We start from the raw sequence: 16,971 nt of genomic DNA on the forward strand, positions 1-16,971 counted from the left end.
CGGTACCGACATCCGCATTTTTGCCGAAGGAGTCCGCCGTCAACATCGGTAAATCTACTCGGTGGCGCCGGATGGAATCCGTGCTCGGCCATCAGCAGATTCCTGAGACATGATCAGGCAATCACCCGATGTCGCCGGTTCCGTCCACGACGCATGATGCAATCGTCAGGTGAAGCAGTCACGACCCCTGCCGCGGCTCCGCCGTTTGAATTCTCGTCTGGGGCGCGCAAACGCGCTTCCTCAGAGCACGGCAGACCCGGACGACACAATCCGGGAGCAACCGAGGAAACCGGGATGACAGGGTCCTCAGGTGATCGATACGGGCGTGCCGTCGTCGCGGTTGGAGGATCGTGGCGAACTGCGACTTTCAGAGCCGCATTTTTCCTTTGCCTCTGGCTCGTGCTCGCCGGCGCCAATCCGACAGATATTCCTGCCGCCGCGGCAGCAATCGCGGCAGCAACCTGGATAAGCCTGCACCTGCTGGAGCCGAGCAGATCCCGGCGGTCAATTCCTGCCATGGTCCGCCTGGCGCTGCTTTTCCTATACCAATCGGTGGTCGCCGGCGTAGACGTCGCACGCCGCGCGCTCGATCCCCGGCTGCCGCTGCGGCCGGGATTTGTGTTCTATCCGACCGGCCTCTCACGCGGGATGCAACGGAACGTGTTCACGACACTCACCAGCCTTTTGCCTGGCACAGTGCCAACCGGGGAGGAGAACGGGCAGCTCGTCTATCACTGTCTCGACGTCGAGCAACCGGTCGTTGCCGAACTTGCCGCGGAGGAAGCGGCGTTGGTTCGGGCCCTCTACAATGACTGAATTCCTCACGGCCGCAGTCGGCTTGATCCTGGCGATGCTGGGGCTCGGGCTGGTCTCCATCTTGCGTGGCCCGACAGATGCCGACCGGATGATGGCGGCGCAACTGATCGGGACTGCCGGCATTGCCGTCTTGCTGCTGCTCGGAACCGTGACGGGCGTGCCGGCGGCCGTCGACGTGGCATTGATACTGGCACTGCTCGCCACTTTCGCATCCATCGCATTCGTCAAGAAGGGGCTCTCCCGCCTCGAAACCGATGGGGCTGATCCGGGGGAGGACAGATGAGCGTCGCACGCGACATCATCACGGTTGCGGGAGTCTCGGCAGGCGTATTCTTTTTTTTCGCCGGCACCGTCGGCCTTCTTCGCTTTCCCGACACCCTGACCCGTCTGCACGCGCTCAGCAAGGCCGATAACCTCGGCCTGGGTTTCGTCGTGCTCGGGCTGCTCCCCCAAACAGGAGGCCTGCGTGACGGGCTGAAGCTGATCAGCATCTGGATGTTCGTGCTGCTCGCTGGCGCCACCGTCTCCCAATTGATCGCGCGCACGGCACGTCAGAGCGGGTCAGGCAAATGAACATCGCAACAGTGTTCGAGATCGCGCTCGCCGCCGTGGTGCTGGGCCTCGCCATCTGGACGATCGCTGTCCCCGACACCTATTCGGCCACGGTCGGTTTTATCGCCTACGGACTGCTGGTTGCGCTGATCTGGGTCCGTCTTGACGCCGTCGATGTCGCGCTGACCGAGGCTGCAATTGGCGGAGGCCTGGGCGGCGTCGTGCTGTTGGGTGCGGCGGCCCGGCTGCGCGATACCGAGGCGACGACAACGGAAGGGCCCAGCCTGATCGTGCGCTTGAGCGCGGCCATACTGTCCGCGTCGATCGCGGCAGCGCTGGCCGTCACGATCCTGCAGCTGCCCGAACCGGCGCCAACGCTCGCGCCCGCCGTCGTCGCGAATGCCGGGGCGACCGGAATGACCAACCCCGTCACCAACGTGCTCATGGCATTCCGCGGAATGGACACCATGCTCGAGAAGGTAGTGCTCCTGCTCGCCATCGTCGGTGTCTGGTCGCTTGCGTCGGACCAGGCCTGGGGCGGTCGTCCCGGACCACGCCACCAGGCTGATCCAAATGGTGTCCTCGCCTTTCTTGCGCGCCTGTTGCCACCCGCCGGCATCGTGGTCGGCATTTACATCCTGTGGACGGGCGCTGATCACCCCGGCGGAGCATTTCAGGGCGGCGCGGTTCTCGCATCGATGTGGCTGCTGGTGATCATGGCCGGGTTGGTGGATACCCCGCCCGTGCGCAGTCGGTGGCTACGTCTCATCCTGGTGGGCGGCCCCGGCCTTTTCCTTGCCGTCGGCCTTGGCGGGCTCTGTTTTGGGTCGGCGTTCCTTGCCTATCCCGTTGCGTTCGCCAAGCCGCTAATTCTGAGCATTGAGGTCGCGATGCTCCTGACGATCGCGACGACGCTCGGCCTGCTGCTCGCCGGTGCACCTGAAAGGAGCGCTGAGCGATGAGCGCCGTGACGGTTTTCGGACTATGCGCCGCCGCGGCGGTCGGGCTCGGGCTCTACGGCCTGATTGCCAATCCGCAACCGCTTCGCAAGATCATCGCATTCAATCTGCTCGGCAGCGGCGTGTTTCTTCTGTTCGGCATCGTCGGGCGACGAGGCGCCGCAGCGGGCTTTGGCAACGACCCGGTGCCGCAGGCCCTGGTGATCACAGGAGTCGTGGTCGCGTTTTCCGCAACGGCTCTGGCGATCGCCTTGTTGCTGCGGCTTTTTCAGATCGCAGGCTCCACGACGCTCAACAATCGGGCGGCGGCGAGCCCGCGCTCCGATCCGTCCGGTCACTGATGCTGCCCCCCGCCCCCGCGCTGGTGACCACCGCCGGCGGCTTCCTGCTGGTGCTGTCGATCGTCGTGCCGGTCGCGGGCGTCTTGCTGGCGTTTGCTCTCGGCGAGCGCTACGTCCGGCAGGTTGCCTCCACGGTCGTACCGGTCGGGTTGGCGATTGCTGTCGCCGTTCTCGTGCTCTTGCCGCGGAGCGACGGCCACCTCGCCTACCTGCTCGGCGCCTGGCCACCCCCGCTCGGCGTAGCCCTCCGCGCGGACGGATTGTCGGCGGTCATGCTCGCGACGACGGCGGTCGTGATCYGCGCGGTCGCCATTTTTGCCGCAACCGATTTTCGTCCTCAATCTGTCGAAGCGCGCGCACCTTTCGCATTCTGGATCCTGCTTCTGGCAATCTGGGGTGCGCTGAACACGATCTTCGTCGCGGGAGACCTCTTCACGCTGTATGTTGCGCTGGAATTGCTGACGTTCGCCGCGGTGCCTCTGGTCTCTCTCGACGGTCGCGCGGAGACGCTTCGGGCCGCGTTGCGGTATCTGCTCTTCGCACTGCTCGGCTCGGTCCTCTACCTGATGGGCACCGCGCTGCTCTATGGTCTCTACGGCACCCTTGATATCGAGTTGTTGTCGCATCGCGTGAGCACAGACTCCGGCGTGCTCATCGCGGCAGCCTTGATGACGACCGGTCTCCTCGCAAAAACTGCACTCTTTCCGTTGCACCTCTGGCTGCCGCCCGCTCACGCCGGCGCACCGGCCGCAGCTAGCGCGATCCTGTCCGCCTTGGTCGTGAAGGGATCGTTCTTCATCCTTGTGCGGCTCTGGTTCGACGTCATGCCGGGTTTGCCCGGCTTGGCTGCCGCACAATTGCTCGCGGCGCTGGGAACCGGAGCGATCGTGTTCGGAAGCGTTGTCGCTCTCCGGCAAGAGCGCCTCAAGCTCCTGATTGCATATTCGACGCTGGCTCAGATTGGATATCTCTTCTTGATGTTTCCTCTTGCGTTCGGCGCGTCCGGGAAGCTCGAAAGTGACCAGGCTCTGGCGGGCGGCCTGTTGCAGGCAGTTTCCCATGCGACTGCCAAGGCGGCGATGTTCATGGCCGTCGGATCAATCTACACCGGGCTCGGCCACGATCGCATCACCGGGCTGCGAGGTGTCGCACGGGCCCTGCCCTTGAGCGTCCTGGCGTTCGCGGTTGGCGGTATCGCCTTGATGGGTGTTCAACCGAGCGGAGCGTCACTCGCGAAGGAGTTATTGCTCCAGGACACGGCGAGGACGGGGCAGTGGTGGTGGGCCGTCGTGCTCCAGGCCGGCGGAATGTTCACGACCGCCTATGTCGTACTAGTCCTGTCCCATGCGTTCGCGCCATCAGACCAGCCGATTACCCTCATCGGCCCAGCACCGCTCAGCCGGGACCTTGCTGCACTTGCCTTGGCCCTCTGTTCTTTGTTCCTTGGCTTGCTGCCCTGGGACTCGTATTTGCCGGTCCCGTATGATGCGACATCGAAGCTGTTCGGCATCGACGCGCTATCCAAATTGCTCCTGCCGGTGCTGGCAGGGGCGGCGCTCGCGATCCTGCTCAGCCCGTGGCCACACCCGCTGGGCTCATCCGCGGCCTGGAAAGCGCTCATGAGAGTGGTCGGTCCGCTCCGGCGCGGCTGTCTTAGATTCGGCAGCCTTATCGAAAGAGGCGACGAAGTTCTCCGTCAATGGTCCGCCGCGGGCATCTCCCTGCTCCTGGTGTCGCTGCTGCTCGCCGCGTCGATGTTCGCAGCAAATTGAAGACTCAGAACAGCCGGATCGCGCAGATCGGGCCGAGGGATTCCCCTGCTCTAATGATCCGGAACATTCTCTCCCGCGCCCAGGGGTTTTCTCGGATGTCGAGCTTGCAATTCGCCGTTTAGTCTCCGCGCCATGCAGTTGGCATCAGTCTTCCCGCGGCCCCTGCGGGAATGCCCAGGAGGTCTCCATGTCTGATCTGGTTGCGATCGTATACCCGACCGAAGCAAAGGCCGAAGAAGTCCGAACTCGGCTGCTCAAACTGCAAAAGGAATATTTGATCACCATCAGTGACGCCGTGATCGCCGTCAAGGCCGAGAACGGCAACATCAAGCTCAACCAGCTCGTCAACACCACGGCGACGGGCGCGATTACCGGCAGCTTCTGGGGACTTCTGGTCGGCGTGCTCTTCCTCAATCCGATCATCGGTGTCGCGGTCGGCGCTGCGTCCGGCGCGCTTGGAGGCGCCTTGTCCGATTTCGGCATCAACGATTCCTTCATGAAGGAGCTGTCCGCTTCGCTCCACACCGGCAACGCCGCGCTCTTCGTCCTGATCAAGAACATGACGGCAGACAAGGTATTGAAGGAAATCAAGGATGCCGGCGGAGTCGTGTTGAAAACGTCCCTGGACGAGACCAAGGAAAAGATCCTGCGCGATGCGCTCGCCAGCGCGGCGGAGCGGCCGGCAGCCTGAAGCCGCCTACCGCCTACCGCCGAGCAGGCGCAGCAGCATCATGAACAGATTGAGGAAGTTGAGGTAGAGCGACAGTGCCGCGATCACCGACTTGCGGCCTGCCGTCGTCGCATCGTCCCTGCTCTCGTACATCGCCTTGATCCGCTGCGTATCATAGGCCGTGAGTCCCGCAAAGACGCCAACGCCGACGATCGAGATCAACCAATCGAGCCCCGTCGACCTCAGGAAAATATTGACCAGGCTTGCGACGATGATGCCGATCAGGCCCATGAACAGGAAGCTGCCGACCGCGGACAGGTCGCGCCTCGTGGTGTAGCCGAAGACGCTGAGTGCCCCGAACATCGCGGCCGCGATGAAGAACACGCGCGTGATCGAGGCGCTGGTGTAGATGTGCAGCAGCGTCGAGAGCGAGACGCCGACCAGCGCGGCATAGACGAAGAACAGAATGCGCGCCGTTTCCACCGACAGCGTATTGATGCGCGCCCCGATGAAGAACACCAGCCCGAGTGGCGCCAGGATGAAAACCCACATCAACGGGCTCTCAAGCAATGCGGGACCCATGAGCTGATACGTCAGCCACGCCACAATTGCAGTCAGGCCCACGCCCGCGGCCATATAATTGTAGATGCGCAGCATGTAGGCGCGCAATCCGGGATCGATCGCTAGCGCGCCGCCACCAGTGCCTGAGGCAGTCAGATTCGGATCATAGTTCGACATCGCTTGCCTCCTCGGATTGGTTCACATGAACAAACCAAGCTAGCGGTCCGGCCCGTGCGGGGACATCGGATGATCACCCGAGCGCCGGAAGATATATCACCCTATCTCGGGATACCCGTATCCGCCAGAGCGACTTACCGAAACGTAACCTAGGGTTGCCCCTGGCTTCTCATCCTTTTTGCCTGGACTCTTACACCTTTGTCACTGGAAGCTGGTCACGCACCGGCCTAATCCGTTCGCATGCGCTACTTCTTTCACATCGTCGACAAAAACGGCCTTTGTCCGGACGGAATTGGATGCGAGTGCGCCGACCATGACGCTGCCGTTCTGCACGCCAGGCATATCGCGACTGAACTCGCTAAGGCAGGCGAGTTGTTCCGCGCGAGCTTCGTGCTGGTCGCCCTGGCCGCCGCGCCCGGATCGGCAAGTCCTCATTAGAGGCGGTCGACCGATTTCCTGCCTCGCCCTCTACATAGAATCCCTGATGCGCCGACCGAGAAGCTGCCTCTAGTCTCGTAACCGAGGGTGGCCGGCCTACCCCGTTCAAATTCGACCCTTCCGCCCACCTCATCTCCGGGGTTGAGGGCTCGCCGCACGCGTCCGCGCCTATGCGTTGGCCGTCGGCGCTATCTCGATCTGAAATGTTGTTGTGGGTCAGTTGGAGACAAACATGAATGTCCGGACCATTTGCGGTGCCTTGATCCTTGCCGGATCGATTGCGACCGCGCAGTCGACCAGTTCCCAGGCGCAGACGACCGATCCGGCCGCATCCGTGCCAAAGCAGGTCACGACACYTGCCCCAAGCACCGCCGCGCCAAATACGAATACGAACCCCACCAAGCATCGCTACTGGCGTCATCGCGGCGGCTCGCATCCCCATTATGGCAGCCGCCGTGTTCGCACCTGAGCCCCGGCGCGACAGTTCGTCATTGCAATCCGCCGCCGAGACACCCGATCGATGAGCGACGTGAGGACAGGACAAGAGCACCCGCGCGAGGTCGTGGTCCGTGAGCCTCCAGACCAGGGCATGACCGACAGGCGGCGCGGCTTTCTCGCAACGGGTCTCGCCCTGCTCGCCACTTGCGTTGCTCTCTTCCTCGTATGGCAAACCGCCTCGAGTCTTCTCATCATCTTCGCAGGCGTACTGTTTGCTGCCTTTCTGGATGCCGCCGCACGCGCACTGGCGCTACTAATTCCACTCAATCGTGTCTGGCGGCTGACATTCGTGCTGCTGCTACTCACCACCTTGGTCGGACTAGGCCTCGTCTGGGGAGGCGGCAAGCTGCCGGAGCAAACACGCATCCTGCTGAAGGTCATGGACACCCAGTTCGACGTCTTGCAGCAACGCCTTCTGACCTACGGCGTCGATCTGCTTGGTCCGGAATCGGGGCGCGATTTTGCGCAATGGCTGCTGTCCGATCAAGGCCGGTTCTTCAGCCACGCCCAGCTCGTCGTTGGCAGAGCGTCGAGCTTTCTGACCGGTGTGCTGGTGATCGCGTTCCTCGGTATCCTCTTCGCCTTTGATCCCACCAGCCATCGCGAGAGTCTGGTGATGCTGGCGAAGCCTTCCTATCGCGCCCGAACACGCGCCGTAATGAACGAGATGGGAAACTTCCTGCGGCTGTGGTTCGTCGGACAGCTGATCCGCATCATCCTAATGACACTGTGCGTGTGGGTCGCGCTCTATCTGATCGGGCTTCCCGGCCCCTTCGTGCTTGGGCTGCAGGCGGGCCTTTCCAACTTCGTTCCGTATCTGGGACCCATCCTTGCCGCGATCCCGATCGCGCTCGTCGCGATGCCGCTCGGCGCATCGCTGCTGATCTGGGCCGTCGTCATCTACACAATCATTCAATCGATCGAGGGCTATGTGATAGGCCCGTTGATCCAGCGCCAGGCGGTCGAAATTCCTCCCGCATGGACATTGGTCGCGATCGTACTGTTGGGCGCAATGCTAGGCGTGATGGGTATCGCACTCGCCATGCCGCTGGTCGCCGTCGGCCGGGTCGCGATCATTAGATTCTACGTCGAGGATTACCTCGGCGATAACAGCGGGCGGATGTCCAACAAGGGACCATCGCAAATGGGAGCGCCATGAGCGAGATTCGAGCCGAGCAGAACAATGGAATGGAGCCATCCCCGGCGCACACGCGGATGACACATTTTCTGTGGCAGCAACTTCCCTACATCATCGCACTGGTGCTCGCCGTGGCGGGCGTCGCCTATACCAACGCCTCTCACCAGCCTCTCGTTGGCTATTGGGAATTTCTCGCGCTTGCCATCGGCGTTGTGTGCGTCATCAACAAATGGCCGGAGATCGATGGCAAGGAGGCCCGGTGGCGACTGATCTGGACCCAGGCGCTGCACTGGGTTGCCGTCCTGGTCACGATGAACATCATGCTGGTGTCAGGCGTTCAGCAATTGTTGCCGACACCGGCAACCAGCCTCGTCCTTCTCACGTTACWTGCGCTCGGCACCTTCCTCGCGGGCGTCAGTCTTCTTTCGCCGCAAATTGCCTTCCTCGGCCTTGCGATGGGCGTCACGGTTCCGGCGATATCCTGGTTACAACAATCCATCATCTTCTTCCTGTTGGGCGCCGTCCTGCTGATCGGCCTCGGCATCACGTTCTGGCTTCGCCAGGATCGCAGCCCAGGGAGTTCGCCCACCGACACCGGAAGTCAAATGGAGGCCTGAATGCGCATTAACCTGCTTCTTGCGATCATCTCTGGATCCGCCTTGATGTGCGCCGACGCCCTGCCCGCACGCGCCGAGGCCTTCAGGGTCGGCCGGCTCGTATGCACCAGCACTCCGCGCGTTGGGCTGGTGCTTGGCTCCGCGCAGGAGCTTCGTTGTATATTCATCACGAGACGCCCGGCCCGGCAGTACGTCTACGACGGACGGATCAGGCGCGTTGGTCTTGACATCGGCGTGACCAGCGCAGGAACCCTCTCATGGGCCGTCTTCGCCAGGAACTCGCGCGTCGGCCCCGGCACGCTGCGCGGGAACTACGTGGGGGCGAGCGGCAATGTCGCGTTCGGCCCCGGTCTCGGAGCGAACGTTCTGATCGGAGGCTCTCGCCGGACGATTACGCTCCAGCCTCTGTCGATCGAGCGATCGATCGGATTGAACCTTGCGGCAGGCGTTACGAACCTGACACTCGGCCCGCGCGGACCGGGATAGCGGCTTGTCCCGACCCCCGGAGCAAGGAGCGGAAAATGGACCTTGCGGACGTCTCGGTCAGGATGCTGGCGGCGGGTTTCCTGACATTCATCGCTGGCGGCACGGGCTGGACACAGCCAGCCGCAGGCCCTCCGCCCGCTGTCGGCATCGTGGAAGCGATCAGACGACCGATCACCGAGACCAACGAATTTCTCGGGCGGATCGAGGCGGTCAATCGCGTCAATGTCGTGGCTCGCGTCACCGCATTCCTGGAGCAGCGGTTGTTCGTCGAGGGCGCCGAGCTCAAGAAGGGCGATCCGCTTTACCGGCTTGAGCGCGGTCCGTTCGAGGCCGATCTCGCGTCAAAGCAGGCGCAGGTGGCCCAGCTCCGAGCGATGCTCGAGAACGCCAAGCTGACGACCGACCGGGCGCGTACGCTGCTCAGCGGGCCGGCCGGTCAGCAATCGACCTACGACGCGGCGATCGCCAACCAACGCAGCCTGGAAGCCCAGGTCCAGGCCGCGCAGGCACAAGTCGATGCGTCACAGATCAACCTCGATTACACCATGATCAGCGCGCCGATCGACGGCAAGATCGGACGTACGGCCGTGACCGAAGGCAATGTCGTCGGTCCCAGCTCGGGCGTCCTGACCACGATCGTCAGCCAGGATCCGATGTACGTCACCTTCCCGGTGCCGTTGCGCCAGGGGCTCGAACTACGCGAACGCTATGGTCCGCAGGGAGGCTTGGAAGCCGTGGTGATCCGGCTGCGGCTGCCCAATGGCCGCATGTATGGCAAGTCCGGCAAGCTGGATTTTGTCGACAACACCATCGCCCAGAACACGGACACGATCACCGTGCGCGGCGAGATCGCCAACCCGATCCTGCGCGCGCCGTCCGCCGCGGGCGTAACCGTTCACGAACTGACTGACGGCGAGTTCGTCACGGTCTTGCTGGAAGGTGTCCAGCCCATCGAAGTGCTGGCGGTCCCGCGTTCGGCGGTGCTGTCCGACCAGCAGGGTGACTATGTCCTCGCCGTTGGCGCCGGCGATAAGGCCGAACAACGCCGCATCAAGCTGGGGCAATCGACGCCCACTATCGCCTCCGTCATCAGCGGCCTCGCGGCGGGCGACAAGGTCATCGTCGAAGGCCTGCAAAGAGTTCGTCCAGGTCAGGCGGTTTCTCCGGGCCCGGCGAGCGCGCTGATCCAGTCGAGCATGAAGGCCGGCACAGGCGACGCGCCTTCGCAGCCAGACCATGGCGGTTCAACTGATCCGCGCCCGGGGGACAAAAAGCCATGATGTCCGCCGTGTTCATCGATCGCCCGCGACTTGCGATGGTCGTGGCCTTCATCATTACCATTGCAGGTGCGCTCGCGCTGACACGGATCCCGGTGGCGCAATTTCCGGACATTGTGCCACCGCAGGTCACGGTTGCCGGGACCTTTCCCGGCGCGTCTGCCGAGGTCGTGGAGGCCAGCGTCGCTCAACCGCTCGAAGCGCAAGTGATCGGCGTCGACCGAGCTCTCTATATGAAATCGACGAGCGGCAACGACGGCAGCTACACCCTGACGGTGTCATTTGCACTTGGCACCGATCCCGATATCAACACCGTCAATGTTAACAACCGGGTGCAGAGCGCGCTGTCACAATTGCCCACCGAGGTGCAGCAGCAGGGCGTGACCGTGCAAAAGAAATCGTCGGCGATCCTGCAATTTCTGGTGCTTTACAGTGCCGACGGTCAGCAAGATCCGCTGTTCATCACCAACTACGCGATCATCAACATACTCGATGCGATCTCCAGCACGCCCGGTGTCGGCCAAGCTCACCTGTTCGCCAAGATGAACTACTCGATGCGGATTTGGTTCGATACGCAGCGGCTGACCAGCCTCAATCTCACGCCCTCGGACGTGATCGCGGCAATTCGAACGCAAAGCGTCCAGGCGCCGGTCGGCCGCATCGGCGCGCGTCCAATCAGCGACGACCAGCAATTCCAGTTCAACGTCCAGACCCTGGGACGGCTCGCGACGGTCGACCAGTTCGCCAATATCGTGCTGCGCGCCAACCCGGATGGTTCGACGCTGCTCGTCAAGGACGTCGCCCGGGTCGAGATTGGCGCGCAGAACCTCGACAGCGAAGCGCGGATCGACGGGCGCGCCGCGGTGCCTCTCGCGATCTATCTGGCGCCGGGCGCCAATGCCGTGACGACGGCGCAGGCGGTCGCAGCGACGATGCAGCGGCTATCGAAGCGATTCCCGACGGGGTTGAGCTATCTCGTGCAGTACGATTCCACGAGCTTCGTACGGGACACCATCTCGGAGGTTCTGCGGACACTGGGAGAGGCCTTCGTCCTGGTCGTGATCGTGGTTTATTTGTTCCTCGGTAATCTTCGGGCCACGGTGATACCAGCCATTGCCGTACCGGTCAGCCTGGTCGGCACCTTCGCGGTGCTGCTGATGCTTGGCTATTCCGCGAATACCGTGTCACTGCTCGCGATGGTGCTCGCCATCGGCATCGTCGTGGATGACGCCATCGTCGTCGTGGAGAACGTCGAGCGAGTGATGGAGGAGGAACCGGATCTTTCGCCAGTCGAGGCAAGCAAGAAGGCGATGACGCAGATCACGGCACCGATCATCGCGATCACGTTGGTGCTGCTCTCCGTCTTTGTTCCGATCGCCTTCATTCCTGGCATTTCCGGCACGCTGTTTCGGCAATTTGCGGTGACGATCAGCGCCGCCATGATGATTTCAGCACTGAATGCGCTGACCTTGTCGCCCGCCTTGTGCGCGCTGTTCCTGCGGCATACTGGACCCCGGCGCGGCATGATCGGCCACGTTCTTGGCGGCATTGACTGGATCCGCGATCGCTATAGCAGCGGCGTACGACGGCTGTTGCGCGTGGCCAGTCTCTCCCTCATCCTGGTCGCCGTGTTCGCAGCCGGCATTTTCGGGATGTCGCACCTGACGCCGACAGGGTTCCTCCCCGAGGAAGACCAGGGCGCTTTCTTCACTTCGGTRCAGTTGCCGGACGGTGCATCCGTTGCGCGGACCAGTGAAGTCACCAAGCAGATCGAGGACGTCCTGAAGGCGATGCCGGCCGTCGACCATGTTCTGGCCATCATCGGTTTCTCCCTGCTTGACGGGGCGTCCGAGCCCAACAGCGCGCTGGTGGTGACGCRCCTCAAGCCGTTTGCCGATCGCAAGGCGGCCGCGGATTCGGTGCAGGCGTTGATCCGGCAGACTTACGCAGCCGGCGCACAAATCCGGCAGGCCAATGTACTGCCGTTCAATATGCCGCCGATCATCGGACTCTCCACCTCAGGCGGGTTCGAGTACCAGCTCCAGGCGCTGGAAGGACAGAGCCCCGCCGCGATCTCCAGTGTCACGGGTGCGTTGATCGGAGCGGCCAATGCCGATCCGCGGCTGACGCGAGTGTTCTCGACCTTCACCGCGACCAATCCATCGATCTATCTCGACATCGATCGACGTAAGGCGCAGGCGCTTGGCGTGACCATCAGCGATATCTTCACGGCCCTTCAGGCGACGCTGGGCGGCATCTACGTCAACAATTTCAACCTCTATGGACGTACCTGGCAGGTCAACGTGCAGGGGGAGGCGCTCGATCGCGCCGACCTTTCCGATATCTGGCGCATCTATGTCCGCAATAGCACGGGTCAGATGGTTCCGATGCGGTCGCTCGCCGGCATCAAGATCGTAACCGGGCCTCAGGTCATTACCCGCTACAACAATTATCGTTCAGTGACGGTGAACGGCAGCCCGGCGCCAGGCGTCTCGTCCGGCACCGCGATGGCAGCGATGGCAGAGATCTCCAACAACGTGCTGCCTGCAGGTTACAGTTTCGAGTGGACCGGCACCGCCTATCAGGAGCAACAGGCAGCAGGACAAACCGGGGTGGTGCTCGCGCTCGCCGTGCTGTTCGCCTATCTGTTCCTGGTGGCGCTGTATGAGAGCACGGTGATCCCGATCCCGGTGCTGCTCTCCGTCGTTGTCGGCGTTCTAGGCTCATATATCGGTATTAAAATCGCCGGCCTCAATCTCGATCTGTACGGCCAGATTGGCCTCGTGGTGCTGATCGCGCTTGCCGCCAAGAACGGCATCCTGATCGTGGAATTCGCGAAGGAGCGACGGGAAGCCGGCACAGAGCTTGCGGAGGCCGCGATCCAGGGGGCGCATATGCGGTTCCGCGCGGTGATGATGACCTCGGTTGCCTTCATTCTCGGACTCCTCCCGCTCGTGCTCGCAACCGGCGCCGCCGAGCTGAGCCGCAGGGCGGTCGGGACCGCTGTCTTTGCCGGCATGCTCGCCGCAAGCTCAATCGGGATTTTTATAGTGCCGATGCTCTACGTCACGTTTCAGCGCCTGCGCGAGCGCGCGAAGGCACGACCGGTCCCGGCGCGAACCACATGACCCGAGTATCCAGGACGGCGCGAATACGCCGAGCCTGTTGCTCAGGGTTTCGACGGATGCCGACGTTGCCGTTCCCCGCTACCGTTGTCCGTGCTTGAAACTGCGTAACAAGAAGAGAGGAGAAGAACAATGAACGCTCCCACACGTCGTGCCTTCCTTGGTCTTGCGCAGGGCGCCGTCGCCGCCGCAGCTGTCGGCGCAATCGGCGTTCGTTTCATTGCGTCAGCGGAGGCAATGCCGGTCGCCGCAAATCTGGGACGGGCCGCGATAACCACGGATATCGCGACGCAGGCGCAGTGGGGTCCTCCGCATGGCCCCGGTTGGGGGCGCCCGCGACCGCGCAGGCGCCGTTGGGTTTGCTGGTGGCATCGCGGTCGCCGCCATTGCGGGTGGCGGTGGAGGTGATCGTCCGCGATCCCTTTGCGGACGGGAAAGGGCAGAGCTGCGCTTCCGCAGCGATCAGCTCTGCTTCACCGCCGCGATCGGTTGCGAAGCGCGGCGGGCCGGCAGCCGCTGATTTCGTTCACTCTTCAATCAATTTAGCTCGGATCGCGTAGCGGACCAGTCCAGCTATCGAATTGACCCCCAGTTTTCCCATGGCCGACGCCCGATGYGTCTCCGTGGTCTTCACGCTTGAGCTCAGCATCGCGCTGATACCCTTGTTGCTGTACCCCTCGGCCACGAGCTTGACAACGAGCCGCTCTCGCGGAGACAGCTTCACATGCCCCTCGCCAGCTTCGTCTTCTCGACCCGACTGACCCCAAAATCGTCCGCCAACGAATGGCTTACGTGCCATTAGCGCTTCAACGGCAGCCAACAGCAGCTTGTTTGCGTCCGACTTGACCAGGAACGCGCGCGCACCCGCCTGAAGCGCCTCTTGAGCCAGCACTCCGGATTCGTGCGCGGTAAAGATCAGCACCTCAGTTTCGCGGAGATGTTTTTTTATTCCTCGAGTTATTTCCAGTCCCGTCATGCGCGGCATGAAGAAGTCGACGATCGCAACATCAGGCCGCTCTTTGAGAGCGGCCTCAAATGCCGATCTTCCGTCGGACGCCTCGGCGACAATCATCCAACCCGGCCGCTGCTCGAGGACCGCCCGTAGCCCGGATCGAACAGCATCATGATCATCAGCAATGAGAATTCGTTTCATGAGAGGGCTGCCTCGATGATCTTGTCGCAAGAGAACCTGGACGAGCTATGGGCGCTGCGTTTGAGCAGCATCTCCAACCGGGCCATCTCACTCGCGCGCAAGAGCGCATGGAAAGGTCGCGCGCAGGATGGTACCGCGCCGCAGCGTTGTGGGTGCCGATAATATCTCAAGCTGCCCTCCCATCTCTTGCAATCGAGCTCGCATGATACGGATTCCCGCTCCGAGTGCCCACGGACGAAAGCGGCATGCGCCATCTGCAGCGACCATGCCTTGTCCGTCGTCTCGGACCTCGAGCTTGAACTTCCTGTCCCTCATCCCGATAGTTATGACGACCTGTGTCGCCTTGGCGTGGCGGTAAACGTTCGTCAGGGCCTCCTGAACAATTCTCAGCAACGCTCGCTGCGCCCCGTATGGCAGGCCGTCGACCGCGGACGATATCGAGACCTCAATATTCAGCGGCGTTCGGGCTGCGAGCCCTTCTGCGAATTGCTCGATTGTCGTCCTGAGCCCTCCTTCAAACAGGTCCTGAGGGTGAAGCAGATATGTGAGAGACCGCAATTCCTTCATAGCGCGATCGATCGAGATGTCGAGCTGATCGCAATGTTTCGTCGCCTTCAGAGGATCGCCTAGCGCACTCCTTACTTGCATCAGAATGAGGCTTGCCGCCACCAGATGCTGGCACGTTGAATCGTGAAGCTCCGAAGCAATTTGATGATGAACTTCTTCCTGCAGGGCGAGCCGTTCGGAATTCGCCTTGCGCGCATGCCTCGATCCTCCGGAGGCATTTCGAACATGTCGGCCGACCGGTGTCTCCTGAAGGGACATGATACACTCGCCTTCCTGCAGTGCTAACTTTCGCACCGCTAGTTTCCTGGCATATGCAGACAACTCTCCGATAAATTTAGCCTACCGCCGCGACACACTGACCACGCAATCAGTATAAGCCATTACGTAGAAATCCTCTAGGCAGCCAATCCCCGTCGTGTGCCGAGCATCCCAAATTTGGCGCGATGCTCCCTGATTCAGATCAAGGAGCTGCAGGTAAGGAGCAGCATGCGGGTCGGCGAAAACGCGATTATGAAGACGCGTACGTCAATCTGCGCGCTGTGTCATCGCCCGCTTGACGGCGGCGACAGCAATCGAGCGGCCCCGGCGAGGGTGTTGCGCCGCAGAACAGTCCGCCGCTGTTTAGGTAAGACGTCTTTCCATATTCCGCCCGGGCCACCTCTTTGAAATTCCGTAATTCGGAAATCAACAGAGGCATCGTCGGCTTGTCTTTCGGCGTCGCATCGATCTCCGGATCCATCGCGGCGTTCTATTCGGAGCTGTTCGACACGCGGATCCGCTACACTGGTCTCGTCTTCGCAAAAGAAGTCAGCGGTGCTGTCGTCGGCGGCTTTACGCCACTGATTTCGACGCTGCTGGTGCAGTGGAGTGGCGACGCGAGCTGGCCAGTCTCGGTCTACATGTCAGTCACGGCGCTGGCAGCGTTTTTGTGCGCCTATCTCGCCAGGGACATCCTCGACGTCGGCCAGCGAAACGTCACAACTGCGACGAAACGCGACGCTCTTGTGGGCGTGCGACAAGTCATGGACGATACTGGAGACCATGCGAGATGACGAGCGCGACGGTGATGCGAACCAGCAAGAACATCTCGCGAACATCGCCAAGTCGACGCACGGTACGATGCCAGACCACCAAAAGCGTCGCACGATACGCGCTTTGCTCTGTCGCCTGAAATGGAAAAACCCTGCGCCAATAGGGCTTTCGATATGGTGGGCGCACCAGGGCTCGAACCTGGGACCCGCTGATTAAGAGTCTCATTCTCTAAAAGAGATTTCAGGCACTTAGCTGTAAAAGGCAACCAAAACAGCACTAGCAAAATCAATACGTTATGGCCGAAATGTAAATCGCTTGATCGCGCGGTCAGCACGCGCGCCCCTTGCGTCCCGAACGTAAGTAGCAACCGAAAAGTTCAACAAAAACAGTGAACTTCGCTCCTGGTTGACCACCTTTATCGCTGTTTGTTCAGGGCGGTTCGGTGGTCAATCGGTGGTCAGCTGACCGGGTAAGTCTCGGCGCTGTGGCTACGCGGCACTATGAAGGCATGGAGTCATTAGCCGCCTTCGCGCCTCCACCTGCCCCTCATACTCGTCGCACTACTAACGACAACGGCCCCTGCGTAACCCGCCTTAACGCAGGTGCGTCGACGACTAGCGTCGGGGGTTCGAGTCAGGAGACCGCTACCGCCTTTCCACATGTCCGACCCGGAGACATGGGTAACAGAACGTACCTAAGACATAGGTGACAACCACGTGCCGTTCGGGTTGTCGAGGGGTTGCAAGGTCATTTCCTCCAGTGGTCGTTTGAACTGACGCGGAACGCCCATCC

At 61.9% G+C, this 16,971-nt stretch carries 18 protein-coding genes; 15 read left to right on the top strand and 3 right to left on the bottom strand.

Annotated features, from left to right (window positions below; translation table 11 throughout):
* Positions 1 to 294 precede the first annotated feature (294 nt).
* The 7 genes from AB4Z51_RS37715 to AB4Z51_RS37745 all read left to right on the top strand — a co-directional run bounded on the left by AB4Z51_RS37715 (position 295) and on the right by AB4Z51_RS37745 (position 5,131).
* Positions 295 to 816: a Na+/H+ antiporter subunit E gene (locus AB4Z51_RS37715; RefSeq protein ID WP_135214210.1), complete on the top strand. Its 522-nt coding sequence runs from the start codon at positions 295 to 297 to the stop codon at positions 814 to 816.
* Positions 809 to 1,099 carry a monovalent cation/H+ antiporter complex subunit F gene (locus AB4Z51_RS37720; RefSeq protein WP_071911305.1) on the top strand — a complete coding sequence of 97 codons (291 nt, stop codon included), beginning with the start codon at positions 809 to 811 and terminating at the stop codon, positions 1,097 to 1,099. Before AB4Z51_RS37715 ends, AB4Z51_RS37720 begins: the two co-directional genes overlap by 8 nt.
* The gene (locus tag AB4Z51_RS37725) at positions 1,096 to 1,389 is read left to right on the top strand and encodes a cation:proton antiporter (protein WP_028152034.1); all 294 of its coding nucleotides are present in this window, start codon (positions 1,096 to 1,098) and stop codon (positions 1,387 to 1,389) included. Before AB4Z51_RS37720 ends, AB4Z51_RS37725 begins: the two co-directional genes overlap by 4 nt.
* Positions 1,386 to 2,330: an MnhB domain-containing protein gene (locus AB4Z51_RS37730; protein ID WP_135214209.1), complete on the top strand. Its 945-nt coding sequence runs from the start codon at positions 1,386 to 1,388 to the stop codon at positions 2,328 to 2,330. Before AB4Z51_RS37725 ends, AB4Z51_RS37730 begins: the two co-directional genes overlap by 4 nt.
* A complete protein-coding gene (locus AB4Z51_RS37735) occupies positions 2,327 to 2,668 on the top strand; it encodes an NADH-quinone oxidoreductase subunit K (protein WP_135214208.1) in 342 nt (113 codons plus the stop codon). The genes AB4Z51_RS37730 and AB4Z51_RS37735 overlap by 4 nt, the downstream gene beginning before the upstream one ends.
* On the top strand, positions 2,668 to 4,440 hold the full coding sequence (locus tag AB4Z51_RS37740) for a complex I subunit 5 family protein (RefSeq protein WP_441499153.1): 1,773 nt from the start codon (positions 2,668 to 2,670) through the stop codon (positions 4,438 to 4,440). Before AB4Z51_RS37735 ends, AB4Z51_RS37740 begins: the two co-directional genes overlap by 1 nt.
* Before the next feature lie 187 nt (positions 4,441 to 4,627).
* The gene (locus AB4Z51_RS37745) at positions 4,628 to 5,131 is read left to right on the top strand and encodes a DUF1269 domain-containing protein (RefSeq protein ID WP_028152030.1); all 504 of its coding nucleotides are present in this window, start codon (positions 4,628 to 4,630) and stop codon (positions 5,129 to 5,131) included.
* Positions 5,132 to 5,137: 6 nt separating this feature from the next.
* Here the strand turns inward: AB4Z51_RS37745 and AB4Z51_RS37750 are convergent, their stop codons facing one another.
* On the bottom strand, positions 5,138 to 5,848 hold the full coding sequence (locus tag AB4Z51_RS37750) for a Bax inhibitor-1/YccA family protein (protein WP_063981774.1): 711 nt from the start codon (positions 5,846 to 5,848) through the stop codon (positions 5,138 to 5,140).
* A gap of 240 nt (positions 5,849 to 6,088) precedes the next feature.
* Between AB4Z51_RS37750 and AB4Z51_RS37755 the strand changes: the two genes are divergently transcribed.
* The 7 genes from AB4Z51_RS37755 (at position 6,089) to AB4Z51_RS37785 (ending at position 13,430) form a co-directional block, all read left to right on the top strand.
* On the top strand, positions 6,089 to 6,286 hold the full coding sequence (locus AB4Z51_RS37755) for a DUF6894 family protein (RefSeq protein ID WP_414643509.1): 198 nt from the start codon (positions 6,089 to 6,091) through the stop codon (positions 6,284 to 6,286).
* A 232-nt stretch (positions 6,287 to 6,518) separates the two neighbouring features.
* Positions 6,519 to 6,755: a hypothetical protein gene (locus AB4Z51_RS37760; RefSeq protein ID WP_441499154.1), complete on the top strand. Its 237-nt coding sequence runs from the start codon at positions 6,519 to 6,521 to the stop codon at positions 6,753 to 6,755.
* Between the two features lie 51 nt (positions 6,756 to 6,806).
* On the top strand, positions 6,807 to 7,943 hold the full coding sequence (locus tag AB4Z51_RS37765; protein WP_135214204.1) for an AI-2E family transporter: 1,137 nt from the start codon (positions 6,807 to 6,809) through the stop codon (positions 7,941 to 7,943).
* A complete protein-coding gene (locus AB4Z51_RS37770) occupies positions 7,940 to 8,539 on the top strand; it encodes a hypothetical protein (RefSeq protein ID WP_441499155.1) in 600 nt (199 codons plus the stop codon). Before AB4Z51_RS37765 ends, AB4Z51_RS37770 begins: the two co-directional genes overlap by 4 nt.
* On the top strand, positions 8,540 to 9,025 hold the full coding sequence (locus tag AB4Z51_RS37775; RefSeq protein ID WP_071911293.1) for a DUF992 domain-containing protein: 486 nt from the start codon (positions 8,540 to 8,542) through the stop codon (positions 9,023 to 9,025).
* A 35-nt stretch (positions 9,026 to 9,060) separates the two neighbouring features.
* On the top strand, positions 9,061 to 10,305 hold the full coding sequence (locus AB4Z51_RS37780) for an efflux RND transporter periplasmic adaptor subunit (RefSeq protein ID WP_063981769.1): 1,245 nt from the start codon (positions 9,061 to 9,063) through the stop codon (positions 10,303 to 10,305).
* A complete protein-coding gene (locus AB4Z51_RS37785; protein ID WP_441499156.1) occupies positions 10,302 to 13,430 on the top strand; it encodes an efflux RND transporter permease subunit in 3,129 nt (1,042 codons plus the stop codon). Before AB4Z51_RS37780 ends, AB4Z51_RS37785 begins: the two co-directional genes overlap by 4 nt.
* A gap of 523 nt (positions 13,431 to 13,953) precedes the next feature.
* On the opposite strand, the gene AB4Z51_RS37790 is transcribed toward AB4Z51_RS37785, so the two are convergent.
* Both AB4Z51_RS37790 and AB4Z51_RS37795 read right to left on the bottom strand, forming a co-directional pair.
* Positions 13,954 to 14,580 (bottom strand): response regulator, encoded by a 627-nt coding sequence (locus AB4Z51_RS37790; protein WP_135214201.1) that lies wholly within the window; start codon positions 14,578 to 14,580, stop codon positions 13,954 to 13,956.
* Between the two features lie 87 nt (positions 14,581 to 14,667).
* Positions 14,668 to 15,405: a sensor histidine kinase gene (locus AB4Z51_RS37795; protein WP_135214200.1), complete on the bottom strand. Its 738-nt coding sequence runs from the start codon at positions 15,403 to 15,405 to the stop codon at positions 14,668 to 14,670.
* A gap of 404 nt (positions 15,406 to 15,809) precedes the next feature.
* On the opposite strand from AB4Z51_RS37795, the gene AB4Z51_RS37800 reads away from it, so the two are divergent.
* A complete protein-coding gene (locus AB4Z51_RS37800; protein ID WP_135214199.1) occupies positions 15,810 to 16,199 on the top strand; it encodes a hypothetical protein in 390 nt (129 codons plus the stop codon).
* Positions 16,200 to 16,971 lie beyond the last annotated feature (772 nt).

Source organism: Bradyrhizobium sp. 2TAF36 (assembly GCF_052114925.1).
Classification (GTDB): domain Bacteria; phylum Pseudomonadota; class Alphaproteobacteria; order Rhizobiales; family Xanthobacteraceae; genus Bradyrhizobium; species Bradyrhizobium barranii.